Raw genomic sequence first — 15,216 nt, forward strand, 5'->3', positions numbered from 1 at the left:
GGAACGGAATCGGCACCAAGTACGTCGGGTACCCGCACCTACCTGATCTGGTCCGTGAGCGTCACACCAGACGCCTGATCTCTCCGCGCACCCGGTAGAAGCCACCCGCCGAGGAGTGCAGCGCGTCCACCACATAGCGGGCGCCGGGCTGGCGTATCGCGCGCGGGAACTGGACGTTCCAACTCGGCTCATAGCCCTCGGAGACCACGTGCACGCGCACTCGGCCCCCGTCCTGAGTGCACTCCACGACTACCCCGCTCCCCGGCGCGGGGACGGCGCTGACCGTGGCGACGGAGGCGGCGGTGGTCAGCGGTGCGTACGTCGGCAGGGCGGCCGCCAGTTTGATGTCCGCGGCGACCGGGACGGTGCCCGACTGGGCGGCGTTGATCGCGGCCTCGCTCGCGTCGATGCAGGCGAGCGAGCCGTCCGTGGAGACGATGTACAGCCTTTCGTCGTGGTACTGCATCGACAGCGCCGAGCCGCCGCCCGTGCCGAGCTTCCACAGCCGGGAGCCGTCGGCGGTGAAGCAGTAGACGGAGGAAGCGGAGTCGCCCGCGAAGACGTACCGCCCGCCGGGGGACGTGGCGCACGAGTACACCGCGGCGTCGCACGAGTAGGAGGCCTCGATCCGCCCGTCGGACTTGGCGAGCCGCTGGACGACCCGCCGCCCCGTCCCGGCGTAGACGGCGTTCTCCTCCTGCCATCCGAAGAGCACATTGCCGTTGGTCGCGGTGTGCCAGAGCTGGCCGGCGCCGTCGGCCGCGTACGCCGTCACACCGCGGCTGTGCCCGTGGTACACGGCGTGGTCGTCGGCCCGCACCATCCACGCGTTGTCCCCGGACGAGTTGCGCGACCACTGGAGCTCGTCCTCGTGGTCGATGACCGTCAGACCGCCGTTGCGGTCGGAGACGTTCAGTACGCCCGCGTGAATGTCCAGCCAGAAGATGTCCACCTCGGCCGCTATCTCGTAGGCCGCGAACGGCACCTTCGAGGAGAGGTCGTACACCCGGCCGTCGTCACAGCCCGCGTAGATCCAGAAGTCGTCCGCCACCAGGCACTTCACCCCGTCCGGCAGGGAGTAGTGAGCCAACACCTCACCGTCGTGGCTCAGGTTGTAGACGCTGCCGTGCTGGTTGCCCACCCAGCAGCGGTCCTCGTCGACATGGATGCCGAACGCCGAGGCGCCCGTACGGAACCGCCACAGCACCGGCGCCGTCGCCCGCGCCGTGGACGGGGCGGACGTCACCTGACGGCGCGTCACGGCCCGGGCCGCGCGCTGCCCCTGGACGGCAGGCGCGTACCCCTTGCGCACTTTCTCCGCTATCTTCTTCGCCGCCGCCGCGTTCGCCTTCTCGACGGTCGGAAACGCGGAGGTCTGACGCTGCCCGTCCACACCGATCCGTCCGTACCGCACGGAGACGGTGGTCCCCTCGACGGTCACCTCGTAGAACTTGTGGGCACCGCCGCTCTCCTGGGACAGCTCCAGATACGTCGTGTTCCCCGACTGTCGTGCCTGCGCAGCGGACACAGCACACCCCTCCCCAAAGGCCCGGTCGGCCGCTTCGGCCGTCTTCCAGTGACTCCAAACTAGTGGTCACCACTGACAACGACGGGGCGGGCCAGGACCCTTGCGGACGGCGGCCGTGGCGTTGGGTACCCCGAACTCGGCAGCCGGCCGCAGGACGCCCCGGGCCGCAGTCACGCCATCGAACGGCTGCCCCACCGCCTCGCCGCTGTCGAAACGGCAGCGGGCCGGGACCGGCGCCCCGGACAGGGACTGTTCGGGGCGCCGGGGCCGCGGTGGCCGCTTCTTTACACCGCGGCGATGCCCTCCATGCCGGACTCGGCGAAGGGGGGCAGTCCAGTGGTCGTGCCGACCTTGGTCAGCGCGCCGTTCCGGCCGATGCGGAAGCCGTCGACGGTGCCGGAAGTCGCGTTCTGCACGTACAGGAACTTCTCGTCCTTGGTCACCGCCAGGTCGATGACACCTTGGGACTTGGCCGATGGCGGGGCGGCCACCCCGACGTCGTTGGTGAGCGCCAGCCCGCCCTGACGGTCCGTGCGGTAACCGGTGACGGTCGAGTTGCCGGTGTTGCCGCCGTAGAAGAAGTCACCGGCACGCTCCAGCCAGCACAGCGTGTTCTGACCGTTGGGCAGTGATTTCTGGACGACCTTGAGGGTGCCGTCGACGCGAACCTTGTACGTACTGACCGTGGACTCCTTGGCCTCGGCGACCAGCATCCGGCCGGCCTTGTCGAAGGTGATCGCGAACGGGACGGCACCGGCAGAGTCGTTGACCACCGCCCGCCGCGCGGGGCGTCCGTCGCGCGTCATCGGGAAGACTTCGACGGTGTTGGCGGACTTGGTGGTCACGACCAGTTCACGACCGCCGGGAGTGAACGCGACCTGCCCGGGTGAACTGCTGAACAGCGGCACCTTCTTGTTGTCCAGCCTGAGGGAACGGTGAGCGTCACGCAGCGGTTCCAGGCCCTTGGCCGTGATCCGGAAACCCTGGACGCTGCCCGCCCCGCCCGCGTTCATGACGTACGCGAGCCTTCCCGAGACCGCGATCGACGAAGGGAAGTCCCCGCCCGAACGCACCACCCGGCGGTCCGTCAGCCTCTGTCCCTCGACTCGGAAGGACGTCACGGTGCCGCTGCCCGCGTTGACCGCGAGGAGCAGGCCGGACCGGTCGTCGTAGACGAGCGAGCCCTGCGAGGCGAGCGAGTCGGTGGGCGCGTCGACCTGGTCCCCGCCCTTGCCACCGGTCGCATAGGCGCCCGCGGAACTCAGCCTGCCGTCCTGCGCGCGCTTGAAGACGTGAATTGTGTTGCCGTCGAGTTCGTTGCCCTGCACGAAGACCGCGTGGTCGGCTCCGGCCTTCGCGCTCCCCGCGTCGTCGTGCCCGCGGGAGACCTCTCCCGCCGAGGCGACGGTCACCGTCGTCACAGCGGCCGCCGCGGCGAGCATTCCCGCTCCGACGAGGGTCAGCTTGACCTGTAAAGGTGACCTGCGCCTGTTGTGCCTGCTCATATGTCGCTCCTCGGGCCTTCGCCACCACCAGGGGTCGGTGGAGGGCAGGACCAGAGTTGTCCATGAGGTGATTGAGGCATGAGGGGTTCGACCGCCACGTCAGCTTCCCGTAATAACTCCACGTGCGGCATCCCGATTCGCCGCGTGGTGTGCGGAGGATGAGGTGGACCAATCGTGCCGGCACCGGCACGTCCTGCCGGCGCTTGGCGTTGCGGGAACCGGGGATGTTCGTGTGTGGATGTCTGCCGAGACACGCGACCGTACGCCGCGTCGGCCACGGGTCAGCCGAGGGCGAAGTAGCGCAGCCACACGTAGCCGAGGGAGATGGTCACGGTGACGGCGGTGACGATCAGGCCGTACTTGGTGAACTGCCAGAAGGTGATGGGTTGGCGGTTGCGTTCGGCGATGCCGAGGACGACGACGTTCGCGGAGGCACCGATGGCGGTGGCGTTTCCGCCCAGGTCGGCGCCGAGGGCGAGGGCCCACCACATGACGTGGTCACCGCCGGCGCCCATGTTGTGGACCAGGTCGCTGGTGATGGGCGCCATGGTGGCGACGTACGGGATGTTGTCGACAACGCCGGACAGCACCGCCGAGGCTCCCAGGAGGGTCAGGGAGCCCCCGAGTTCATTCGTGCCGATGGCATTGGCCAGCGCCTTGGAGACCTCGTCGATCACACCGGTGTCGATGAGGCCGCCGATCATGATGAACAGGCCGGCGAAGAAGGCGAGGGTGGGCCACTCGACCTCGGACAGGACCTCGCTCGTGTCGGCGGTGGAGACGGCGACCAGCAGTCCGGCGCCGAGCAGGGCGACGATGCTCGGCTCGTAGTGCAGCACCGGATGCAGGACGAAACCCGCCACGACCAGGACGAGGACGATCAGGCCCTGGACCAGCAGGCGGGGGTCCTTGATGGCCTCCCGCTCCTCCAGGGCCATGATCTCCGCGGCGCGGTCCTCGTCGTACACGAAGGACTTGCGGAACATCACCCGGCACAACGCGACAAGAACGACGACCAGCACCGCCACCAGCGGGGCGAGGTGGACCAGGAAGTCGTTGAAGGTCAGGCCGGCCCGGCTGGCGATGATGATGTTGGGCGGATCGCCGACGAGGGTCGCGGTGCCGCCGATGTTGGAGGCGAACACCTCCGCGATGAGGAAGGGAGGGGCCGGCAGCGCGAGGCGCTCGCAGACCAGCAGCGTCACCGGGGCGATCAGCAGGACCGTGGTGACGTTGTCGAGGAGCGCGGAGCCGACGGCCGTGATGACGACGAGCATGGCCATGACCCGGAAGGGCTTGGCCTTCGCCTTCTTCACGGACCAGATGGCCAGGTACTCGAACATGCCGGTCTTCTTCAGCACGCCGACGATCATCATCATGCCCATCAGCAGGAAGATGACGTTCCAGTCGACGCCGGAGTCCTCGGAGTAGAACGCCGAGACGTCGTCGGTCGCCCCGATCGCCAGCATCAGTCCCGCGCCGCCCAGGGCCACGGCGACGCGGTGGATCTTCTCGCTGATGATCAGGGCGTACGCGCCGACGAACACGACGATCGCCGCCCAGCTGTGCCAGTCGCTCACGTTTCTCCGGTTCCTCCGAGCGGTTGCGGAGCTTTGCTCACGGTGTGGTCCCTATTGGGTCCGTCCGGGATACCCGTCAGGTCGTCGACGTCGAAGGCGCGGGCGATCGGCACGTCCGTGGAGCCGTGCGCGGTGATCGAGAAGGCGATGCACACGGCGACGAGGGTGAACGCCTCCTCGTCCTGCGGGATGCCGGACTGGAAGATCGCCAGGACCACCGTCGCGTAGCCGCCCCACGACAGGTCCCCGAACAGCCTCGGGGTCGGCAGCGCGCCGAAGACCAGCAACGCCGTGAACTTCGCGAGCTCCGCCAGTACCCCGCCGAGCGGCTCGAAGGACGCCTGCGCCGGCGGCAGCAGCGGCCGCAGCTTCGGCTCCGCGCCCAGCAACCGGAAGCGGACCAGCGCGTTGACGCCGAGCGGCAGCAGGACGCCGAAGGCCAGGCCCAGCACGAGTCCCAGGGCGATGGTGGAGCCGGAGGCGTTCGCGCTGCCCGCGGTCGGCCCGGCCGCGGCGCGCTCCCTGGGCCTGGACATGCCGCTCGCGTTCGTCGTCATGGCGCTGGTCCATGCTGAACGCCCCGATCGGAAGAGAGAGTGATCCCCTGCTCGCCGACCAGGCTTCCCGGCACACCGCTGGGAACCCTACAGGCCCTTGACGCGTCCTTAACAGATTCTTGGCGGGCACCTTGAGGGGCCGCAGGTTGCCTGAATCCGGCAACCTGACCGCAGAGTCCACCCGGGTTGCCTAGGCCAAGGGTCAGGCGGGCCGGGAAGCTCGGTCAGCAGTCGGCCACCCGCTGACACGGAACCTCAGCAGCGACGGCAGCAGGGCCGTGTTCATGGCGCTGCTCGCGGCACGGCACTCGTGACAGCGGCCGTCAGCACGCCGCGGCGGCGAGCAGCCGCTCCAGCAGGTGCGAGGCGGTGATGACTCCGAGCAGCCGCGTACCACTGCTGTCCTTGTCGACGACGGCCACCAACGGGCTGCGGACCTGTGCCATCTGGGCCGCGACCTCCAGTGCGGTGTCGTCCGGGGCGGCGATGGCGGGCGGTGGCGCGCTCTTCGACAGACAGTCGCCGACCTTGCGTCCCGCGAGCGCCTCGCACAGTCGGTCGGCGTGGCGCTCGTCGACGACCGCCGCGAGCGTGGGGTCCTCCACGACGTACCCCGGCACCAGGATCTTGATCATCTGGGAAGCGGGCAGGATCGCCTTCGGCGCGCCCCGCTCGTCCACCACCAGAAGCGCGGGCAGCCGGTGTTCGGCCATCAATCGTGCGGCGTCCAGGGCGTCGCTGTCGACACCGACTGTCTCGTACTCCACCGCCAAGTCCCGCGCACGCACGCTCGGCTCCTGCCTCGCTCTCGACCACCGACCCACACGGCCACGAGGACGTACGACCGGGCCGGCACTTCGAACGATACAACCGGCCTGCCGATACGGAGTGTGTCCGAGGACCGGCCTTTCGCCGCCCGATGGAGCCGCTGCGCCGTCGGTTAGGTACTGTCCGACGCTCGCCCCCGCGGCCCGACGGCGTGCCTGGCGGTGGGGTTGGCCATCGGGTGGCGTGGGTCGGCGGCCCGGTTGATCGCGGACTCCACGGCGGAGATCCGGTCGGCGAGCAGGCCGAGCGCGGCGACCGCACGGGTCAGAGGGGACTCCTCCGTGCCGCCGAGGGCCTGCGCACGGAGATACGCGGCCTTCACCTCCGCCCAGCGGAGCGCCCGTTCGGTGGTGAGGGTGCCGCGCAGTTCGGCCAGTTTCAGCAGGTTCGCCTCCGCGCCGGTCGTGAGTGTCTGCGCCTCGGCCGTGTAGTGGTCGTCGATGACGGCGGCGAGTTCGGTGTCGTTCATGACCGGCTGGATGCGTTGGGCGATCTTGTTCATGGTGCGGTAGGAGCCCTGGAGCCGGAAGGGCGGCTCCGTGCGGGTGGCGTCGGTCCGGGCGGCGGAGGCGATGTAGGCCGCGTTGACGGCGAGGACGGTCGCGCGGGCTGTGAGCAGATGGCGCAGGACGGCGAGGATCCGGTCCAGTTCGGCGGCGGCGTAGGGGTGGGTGAGGCGGTCGGCGCGGGCGGTCGGGTCGCCCTCGGCCAACCGGATCAGCAGGTCCAGGTCGGTGCGCTCTCGCCCGGCGAGCGGCGCGAGGACCGGGTTCGCGGTGAGGGCGTTCTCGACGAAGCTGACGGCGAAGGCGTCCTCCTTGCCGGTCAGGACGTCGCCGAGGTTCCGGACGTCGGCGCGGTTGGCGAGCATGTCGGGGACGTGGAAGCGGCTGCCGGACTCGGTGTAGGGATTGCCCGCCATGCAGACCGCGAAGCGCTTGCCGCGCAGGTCGTAGGTGCGCGGCTCGCCGTTCCACACGCCCTCGACGCGGCGCGTGGTGTCGCACAGCGGGATGAACCGCTGGAGCAGCTCGGGCGAGGTGTGCTGGATGTCGTCCAGGTAGAGAAGGGTGTTGTTGCCCGCCTCCAACGCGAAGTTGATCTTCTCCACCTCCTGGCGGGCGGTGGCGTTCGGTGCGTCGGCCGGGTCGAAGGAGGTGACGGCGCTGCCGAGCGAGGGCCCGTCGACCTTGACGAGGACGAGGCCGAGGCGGTCGGCGACGTACTCCATGAGGGTCGTCTTGCCGTAGCCGGGCGGGGAGATGAGCAGGAGCAGGCCGCCGGTGTCGGTGCGCTTCGCCTCGCCTGTGGTGCCGAGCTGTTTGGCGAGGTTGTCGCCGATGAGGGGGAGGTAGACCTCGTCGATGAGGCGGCCCCGGACGAACGAGGACATCACCCGGGGGCGGTACTCGTCCAGCCGTAGCCGGGTGCGTTCGGCGGTCACGAGGGTGGTGCGCTGCTGCTGGTAGGCGCGGAAGGCCGGGGTGTCCTTCGCCCTGAACTCCCTGGTACGGGGGAGGAATTCGTCGACGCGGATGGTCAGGGAACGGTCGGTGATGCGCGGATGCGTGCCCAGCAGTCCCCTGACCGTCTCGGTCAGCGGCGCGTCGGACTCGTAACGCGGCAGGTCCGGGCAGAGTTCGGCGGCCACCGCCTCGGCGAGGTCTCCGGGGGTGATGTCCGTGCCGGTGGCGGAGCTGTACGAGGACAGCCACGCCTCGACGAGCTGGCGGCGCGCGGCGAGGTCGTCGAGGGCGGTGAGGTCCTCGTCGTACGCCGACGTGCCCACCGTCCGGCGGAACTTGTCGAGCAGTGTGCGGGTGGCCGCGCTGACGACGAAGCCGTCGGGGTCGGTCGTCAGTTCCTCGAAGAGGTACACGGCGGACGCCTCGCCGACGTGGACTGCCAGTTCCGCCCGGAAGTCGGCGATCGCGGACGTGAGGCCGAACGTGTCGCGGGCGCGGGCGAGCGACACCGCGCGGCGTTTCAGGGTCGCGCGCTCCTCGGCGGGAAGCGTGTGGGCCCAGAACAGCTGGGCGGCGGCGCGGGCGGCGGGCTCGTGACGGAGGAGGCCCGCGCTCTCGTGCAGGCGCAGCACCGCGGTGAGGATCGCGGTCGCGTCGTGGTCGTGGACGCCGCGCTCGTGGCCTTCGTCGTACGCCGTCTCCGCGGCCTGTCGTACGAGGTCGGGGAGGTCGGCCTCCGTGAGGGCGGCCGGGCCGTGCTCGTCCAGCAGCCGGGCCGCGAGGTGCTCGGCGCGGTAGACCTGGGGCGATTCGGAGGGCAGCAGCCGGTCCCAGTACGGGCGGGTGGCGGCGAAGTCCGGGTCCGTGATCCGTGAGCGGTAGTCGGTGCCGGTGAGCGCGAAGGCGAGGCCGTCGGCGGCCGGGACCAGGGTGAGGTCCAGGGGCTCGGTGTTCACGGCGAACCGGTGGCTGCCCAAGCGGATGACGCGGCCGTCGTCGGTGTACAGGTCGGTGCGGTCGCGCAGGGCGCGGGACGCTTCCTGGCGGGCGGCCTTCAACCGGCCGTCCAGTTCCTCCGCCCTTACCCGGTCGCCGAGTTCGCGCAGCTCGTCCGCGGTGCGCCGGACCTTGGCGAGCATCGGGTCGGAGGCGAAGTACGTACTGACCGCGTCGGTGTCGGCGAGCGCGGCGGCCCGGCGCGCGACCGTTTCCAGGACCCGGTACGCCGAGGCGACGAGCTGTTCGGCCCGGCGGGCGCGGGCGTCGGCGAGGGTCTGCTTGCGGGCCGCGAACGCCTCGTACACCTCGGTCCGCTTGTCCGCCAGCTCGTCGAGGAAGTCGTCGAACTCCGGGAAGCGGGCTTCCAGGTTCTCCACCTGCACCAGCAGCCGCGCGAGTTGCTCGTCACAGGACTCCGGGCTCCCCGCGGCGGTGAGCGCGCTCGTGACCGACTGGCCGAGCAGAGCGAACTCGGCGGCGAACTCGGCACGCCCCTCGTGGTCGAGGAGTTCGCGGCGGCGGGCGTCGAGCGTGGCACGGGCGCGGTTGACACCACCCAGCACCTCCGCGACGCGCTCCAGGATGGACGTCCGCACCGTGGCGTCGCCGATGTCCAGTCCGGCGACGACCTCGGTGACGGTCCGCAGTCCGTCGGTCAGTTCGTCGATGCGGGTGGTGACAGGCACCGCCTCGGCGACGGTGGCGAGCGACTCGGCCTCCGCGACGAGCCCTTCGACGGCCTGGTGGTGACCGGTGAAGGCATCCCCACGGGCCAGGAAGGCGACGGCACGCTGCCCGAACGAGGCGAGGTCGGCCTCCGCGTCGGCGGCGAGCTCGTCGATACGGACGGTGTCGGCGTACCGCAGCTCCTTGAGCGTGAGCAAGTAACCCTGGACGCGACGAAGTTCGGCCAGGCCGTTCACCCAGGCGGGGGCGTCGCGGGGTGCCTCACCGCGCAGGCGTCGTACGACCGAGGCGATGTGCGCGGCGGCCTCCGCGAGTGCGTCGGCGGCCTGGCGGGTGAGGGCCTGGACCGTCTCGAATTCGGCCAGTACCTGCTCGGCCGTGGCGCGGACCGCGTCCAGCGGAGTGCGCAGGTCGCCCAGATCGGCGTCGCCGAGCCAGTGATAGGTGTCGGCCGCGCGGACACAGGCGGCGAGCAGCGCCTCGTACACCTCTGCCGTCGGAGCGGTCTGCGAGGCGGCGCGTGTGAGGGACAGGCAGTCGGAGATGCCCCGGACGAGATCGGCGTTGCCGACACGTCCCAGCGGGCCGGCTTCGGAAGGCTGGGCATCGGCGTAGGTGTCCGAGACGTACGGGGACCGCCAGAGCTGCAACGGGTGCACGCGTGTCGGCTCATCGGTGTCCGCCCGCAGCACCGTCAGCGTGCCGTCGTCGAAGAGCGCCCAGCCGTGGCAGGACAGCGGAGCGGCGAACTCCTTGCGGATCATGTTGTACGGGAGCAGGAGGCTGCGGCCCTCCATACGCGCGTGGAAGGCGAAAAGGACGTCCTCGCCGTTGGGCGAGCGGATCACCCGCTCGTACTCCAGGGCTGCCGTGTCCACAGGGGCGGCGGTTCCGTCGAACGTCTTGTACGCCCCCGTGGCCAGGCAGTAGCCGCCGGGGAAGACGATTCCCTGGTCCGCGGGGAGGCGGCGGCACGCCTGCCCGATGCCGTCGAGGCGCACCACGGACCTGGTGAGCGTGTTGAAGACCAGGTGGCGGTGCGCGTCCTCCTTGTAGGGGCGGATGCGGAGCAGCATAAGGCCGCCCACGCGCGCGTACGCGATGTCCGCGTCGGCGAGGGACTGGAGCGGTTCGTCGACCGGCTCGGCGTAGATCCCCTCTCCCGTCTCGGTGTCGTCCTCGATCTTGACAGTGAGGGTGCCACCGACCGTCTCGACGAAGACCTCGCCCTCGATGGAGACGTGCGGGTGGCGGCCGAGTACGTGGTCCTCGCGGGTCGTCTCGTGCCACTCGAAGTCGTGCGAGGACGGGAAGACGTGATCGCGCTCACCGCGTGCGTCCAGGAACGACGCCCGGCCGTCCGCCGAGAGGGCCCACCGCAGTACGCGGATGTCGTCGGCCTTCTCACCGGTCTGGAAGACGGCGAGCAACTTGCCGTCCACGTGCCGCAGCTGGAGGAGGTGAGCCGCACGGTAGTAGCGGTACAGAGCGACGAGTTCCCGTACGAAGGCGGGGTCGTCGAGCAGACCGGGGACGGCGTCCTCGGGCAGCCGGTTCAGGTCTCGGTCGTACAGCGCGAGGACGTCGCCCACCGTCGTCTCCGGCTCGAGGCCGAGGAAGACGTCGTATCCGAAGAGCAGGACGTCACCGACGGAGACGAGGTCGCGGGGCACACAGTGGTGCTCGGTGCGGATGCGTTCGGTGCCGGTGAGTTCCAGCCGGGTCGAGCCGAACCGCTCGGTGCGGCGGGTGTTGAGCGCCTCGGCACGCCGGGCGAGTTCGCCTGCCTGTGCGGCGAGCCGGTCGCGCAGCACGTCGTACGTACCGGTGTCCAGGCCGGTGGTCATGGGATCCCTCTCAGCAAGGCGGGACATGAGGTCCGGAGCCGCCGTCCCCTGTTCGGCGGCTCCGGACCCGGCTTGGCGGTCAGACTCTGACGCCGCCGTTCAGGGCGGCGAGTGGCATGTCGGAGAGACCCAGCTCGCCTGCCTTGTCGAGCAGTTGCTGCACCTGCCCGGCGCCGGCGCCGCCCGTCCTCATCAGCTTCATCAGCAGCGCGGAGACCGTCAGGTTCTGCACGTCGGCCGTGGACACCGAGCCGAGGATTCGGCTCAGGTCGTCGGTGAAGCTCGACGTGCCGTCCAGCCACGGCTTCGCCAGCGCCTGCGCGGTCTCGGAGTGCCGCATGAAACCGTCCACGCCCTTGCCGAGTGCGATCGAGGAGACGAGGCGGTCGAAGAAGACCGACTCGCCGCCGACGATGTTGATGTCGGCGTTCTCCAGTCCGGTGGCGAGCACCGTGGCCTGCGCCTCGGCGACCTGCCGCTGGACTTCGAGTCCGGCCAGCCGGATCTCCTTCTCGGCCTGGATCCGCAGCCGGTACTCCTCGTGGCCACGGGACGCGTCGTCCAGCGCCGCCATCGCGACGGCCTTCTGGCTGAGGCCCTCCGCCTCGGCCTTGAGCTTCTCGCCGATACCGGTGGCCTCGGCGAGCGCTTTGGCCCGCGAGCCCTCGGTTTCGGCGCGCAGCCGGGCCTCGGTGCCCTCCGCCTCGGCACGCAGTCGCGCCTCGGTGGCCACGGCTTCGGCACGGCCGGCCTTCTCGGTGACCTCGGCCGCCTTGTCGCGGACCTGCACGTCGGCGAGGCCCGCGGCTGCGGACTCGGCCTGGATGCCCTCGGCGAGCCGCAGCTTGGCCCGCGCGTCGAGGTCGGCCGACTTCAACCGGGCTTCGGCGAGCGTCAGTTGCTCGGCGGCGCGGTGCTTGGCCGCGGTCTCCGCCGCCTCGGCCGCCTTGATGTCCTTGACCAGCTTCTCCTGGGCCTGTGCCTCGGCGGCGATGATCACGGTCTGCCGTCCGCGCTCGGCTTCCTCCACGGCCCGCAGCTTCTTGATGGACTCCTCCTGCTCGGCGACCGTACGGTCCACGGCGACCCGCTCCCGGATGACCTCGGCGATCTCCCGCTTCTCGGCCTCGACCTCCTTGTCGGCGGCGATACGCGTCAGGCCCGTCTCCCGTTCCCGGGCGATGACCTCCAGCAGCCGGTCCTTCTCGATGCGCTCGTTCTCGACGGCGATGACCCGCTCACGGTTCTTCTGCGCGACGGCGATCTCGCGGGCCTGGTTCTCACGCTGGATGCCGAGCTGCTCCTCGGTGCGGATGAACGCGCCCTGCGAGCCGAGCCGTTCCTCCTCCTGCACCTTCGCGGTCGCGGCCTCCTCGCGGGCGCGGAGGGTCTCGACCTCGCGCCGCTGCTTGATCTCGGCCTCGGCCTGCCGGCGCTCCAGCTCCAGGATGGTCTCCCGGGCGTCGACGTTCTGCCGGGTGATCTCCTTCTGCTCGGTGCGCTGGAACTCGTTGGTGCGGACGTGCTCGATCGTCGTCAGTTCGGTGATCTTGCGGATGCCCTGGGCATCGAGGATGTTCTGGTTGTCGAGCTGCGTCATCGGCGTCTGCTCGAGGAAGTCGATGGCCGCGTCATCGAGGTGGTAGCCGTTGAGGTCGGTGCCGATGACCTGGATGATCCGGTCCCGGAACTCCTCGCGCTTGGTGTACAGGTCGACGAAGTCCAGCTGCTTGCCGACCGTCTTGAGGGCCTCGGAGAACTTCGCCGCGAAGAATTCCTGGATCGCCGCCGCGTCGCTCGCGGTCTCGGTGCCGATGGCCTGCGCGACCTTGATGACGTCCTCGACCGTCTTGTTGACCCTTACGAAGAAGCTGATGTGGATGTCGGCGCGGATGTTGTCCTGGCAGATCAGACCCTCGCGGCCGGTGCGGCGGATCTCGATGGTCTTCACCGAGATGTCCATGTACTCGGCCTTGTGCAGCACCGGCAGCACCACGGCGCCGGTGAAGGTGACATCCACCTTCTTCGTCTTGGAGATGATCAGCGCCCGCCCCTGTTCCACCTTGCGGAACAGCCGGCCGACCACCAACAGCATGGTGATCGCGATGAGGAGGACAACGGCGACGAGCACGCCGATGCCCAAGGAGATGACATCCATGGCAAACGTCCTTGAGGCGTAAGGAACTTCAAGCGGGTGAGAAGGTGCGGCGCGGAGCGGGCGCGGGCGACTCAGGTGCCGTGGCCCCGCGGGTCGAGCGCCGTGTCGTACGGCGCGACCCAGAAGAACTCGCCGACTTCGTCGTAGGCGTACAACAGGCCGGTGCTACCGCTGGTGAGGACCTCGTCCGCGGTCTGGCGGACCTGCACCACCGCGGTGGAGCCGTCCTTCGCCGCGACCTCGGCCTGCCCGAACCCGGCGTCCACCCGCCCCGTGCGGATGGTGCAGGTGAGTCCCACGAAGTCCAGCCGGGACGGCCCCGGTTCATCGGGGAAGAGGTGGCGCAACGGCCGTACGAGCAGGCGGGTCACACGCCAGGCGATCAGCAGTGCCCCCGCCAGGACCACGAGCCCGGCCAGCCCGCGGACCACCCCGGAGGACGCCAGGGGATCGAGCAGGACGGTCGCGCTCAGACTCAGGAACCAGCCGATCGCGGTCACCAGGGAGAAGACGACCGTGACCGGGACCCCGCCCATCCCCCAGGCGTCGAAGTGCACGTGGCCGTCGAAGCCGTGCGACTCCGCCGCTCCGACGGCGACCAGCAGCCAGAAGCCGACGACCACGACGAGCGCGGCCGTGAACAGGATGGTGGGAAAACCGCTGACAGCCACGAGAAACGACCACATGCCCCCACCCCCCGCTCGTCGTGTTGTGCTGCCTGCCTGTTCCGGTGGCGCACGGCTCCCCTCCGGCTGTCGGTGCCGGACACCGCCCAGGCGTCCGGCACCGAGACCATCCGCCGTGCTCCCCTGCGCTCATCGTGCATGTCAGGTACCGGCCAGCGCATTGCCGGTTCCCGGCAGTGTTCACTAGGGTCTGCATGCCGGTCGCCGCTAAGAAGTCGTCACCGGGCCGTCAAGAAACCGGGGGACGACGTGACGGGGCACGACATACCCGAGGACTATCTGAGCGGCTATGCCCTGCTCCTGGCGGAGGTCTCGGCCACCGGTCGGCGCCTCACCCGCGACGAGATCGAGTCACGCCGCGCCCTTGGCGAGCGGGCCGCCAACGCCGGCCACGGCCTGCGCGCCCTCGTCAGCGCCCACCTGTCCGCGGCCCGCGCCGCCTGGCCCACGACGCCCGGTTCCGCCGACAGCACACTTGCCGCGATCCAACAGGTCATCGACGCCTTCGCCGAGGGCTACGAACGGGCACAGTTCCTCGCCGTACGGAAGGAGGAGGCGGCGCGCCGCGAGTTCATCGACGACCTCCTCTACGGCCGCAGCGACCTGGGCCGCCTCGCCGAGCGCGCCGAGCGCTTCGGCCTGCGCCTCTCCCACGCGCACGCCGTCGCCGTCGCGCAGGGCACGACCGCCTACGACGAGGGCGCCGTAGTGCCACGACAGGTGGAACAGTCCCTCATCGCACGCTTCGGCGACCGCAACATCCTGCTCACCACCAAGGACGGCCGGATGCTGTGCGTCGCGCCCGGCGACCAGGACGACGTCCTCACCTACTTCGCCAAGCGGGCGTACGCGGCCACGGACGGCGGACGCATCGCCATCGGCCGCCCCCAGCCAGGCCCCGGCGGGGTCGTCCAGTCCTACGAAGAGGCACTGAACACCCTCGAACTCGCCGAACGCCTCGAACTCGACGACCCGGTACTGCGCGCCGCCGACCTGCTGGTCTACCCCGTCCTCACCCGGGACCGCCAGGCCATGGCCGACCTCGTCCTCGACGCCCTCGGCCCGCTCACCAGCGCCCGCGGCGGCGCCCAGGTCCTCCTGGACACCCTCACCGCGTACTTCGACTGCGGCTGCGTGGCGGCCGAAGCGGCCCGCCGTCTCTCCCTGAGCGTGCGCGCCCTGACCTACCGCCTGGAACGCATCCACAAACTCACCGGCGCCAACCCCGCCGACCCCGCCCACCGCTACATGCTCCAGACCGCGGTCATCGGCGCCCGACTGCTGAACTGGCCCGCCCAGAGCCTGTGACCCGACCGGCTCGGCGGTGGTCGGGGTTCGGGGTGCGCGAACCATGACGGAACTCTGACGTAGTACG

Annotated in this window: 8 protein-coding genes and 1 pseudogene; 1 reads left to right on the forward strand and 8 read right to left on the reverse strand. The window is 70.1% G+C overall.

The features are described from left to right. Positions 1 to 61 precede the first annotated feature (61 nt). The 8 genes and pseudogenes from KVT44_RS04520 to KVT44_RS04560 all read right to left on the reverse strand — a co-directional run bounded on the left by KVT44_RS04520 (position 62) and on the right by KVT44_RS04560 (position 13,841). Complete coding sequence (locus KVT44_RS04520) at positions 62 to 1,528, reverse strand: WGR domain-containing protein (RefSeq protein WP_217566179.1); 1,467 nt, start codon at positions 1,526 to 1,528, stop codon at positions 62 to 64. Between the two features lie 284 nt (positions 1,529 to 1,812). Continuing rightward, positions 1,813 to 2,970 carry a beta-propeller fold lactonase family protein gene (locus tag KVT44_RS04525; protein ID WP_254648931.1) on the reverse strand — a complete coding sequence of 386 codons (1,158 nt, stop codon included), beginning with the start codon at positions 2,968 to 2,970 and terminating at the stop codon, positions 1,813 to 1,815. Between the two features lie 344 nt (positions 2,971 to 3,314). Continuing rightward, positions 3,315 to 4,613 carry an SLC13 family permease gene (locus KVT44_RS04530; RefSeq protein WP_217566181.1) on the reverse strand — a complete coding sequence of 433 codons (1,299 nt, stop codon included), beginning with the start codon at positions 4,611 to 4,613 and terminating at the stop codon, positions 3,315 to 3,317. Further along, a pseudogene (locus KVT44_RS57800) lies at positions 4,610 to 5,128 on the reverse strand (sodium:proton antiporter); the annotation flags it as partial. The pseudogene KVT44_RS57800 and the gene KVT44_RS04530, both read right to left, overlap by 4 nt. Positions 5,129 to 5,493: 365 nt before the next feature. Beyond that, on the reverse strand, positions 5,494 to 5,958 hold the full coding sequence (locus tag KVT44_RS04545) for a CBS domain-containing protein (RefSeq protein WP_190172427.1): 465 nt from the start codon (positions 5,956 to 5,958) through the stop codon (positions 5,494 to 5,496). Positions 5,959 to 6,110: 152 nt separating this feature from the next. Next, positions 6,111 to 10,997, reverse strand: coding sequence for a DNA repair ATPase (locus KVT44_RS04550; protein ID WP_217566182.1), 4,887 nt, complete (start codon positions 10,995 to 10,997; stop codon positions 6,111 to 6,113). A 79-nt stretch (positions 10,998 to 11,076) separates the two neighbouring features. Continuing rightward, positions 11,077 to 13,155, reverse strand: a complete 2,079-nt coding sequence (locus KVT44_RS04555; RefSeq protein WP_217566183.1) for a flotillin family protein — start codon at positions 13,153 to 13,155, stop codon at positions 11,077 to 11,079. A 71-nt stretch (positions 13,156 to 13,226) separates the two neighbouring features. Next, positions 13,227 to 13,841, reverse strand: coding sequence for a hypothetical protein (locus tag KVT44_RS04560; RefSeq protein ID WP_190172425.1), 615 nt, complete (start codon positions 13,839 to 13,841; stop codon positions 13,227 to 13,229). 249 nt (positions 13,842 to 14,090) lie between these two features. Here KVT44_RS04560 and KVT44_RS04565 point away from each other — a divergent pair, with 249 nt between their 5' ends. Beyond that, the gene (locus KVT44_RS04565; RefSeq protein ID WP_190172424.1) at positions 14,091 to 15,149 is read left to right on the forward strand and encodes a CdaR family transcriptional regulator; all 1,059 of its coding nucleotides are present in this window, start codon (positions 14,091 to 14,093) and stop codon (positions 15,147 to 15,149) included. The last annotated feature ends 67 nt before the right edge of the window (positions 15,150 to 15,216 follow it).

It is taken from the genome of Streptomyces sp. GbtcB7, from assembly GCF_019091445.1.
In the GTDB taxonomy this organism is placed as follows: Bacteria; Actinomycetota; Actinomycetes; order Streptomycetales; family Streptomycetaceae; genus Streptomyces; species Streptomyces mirabilis.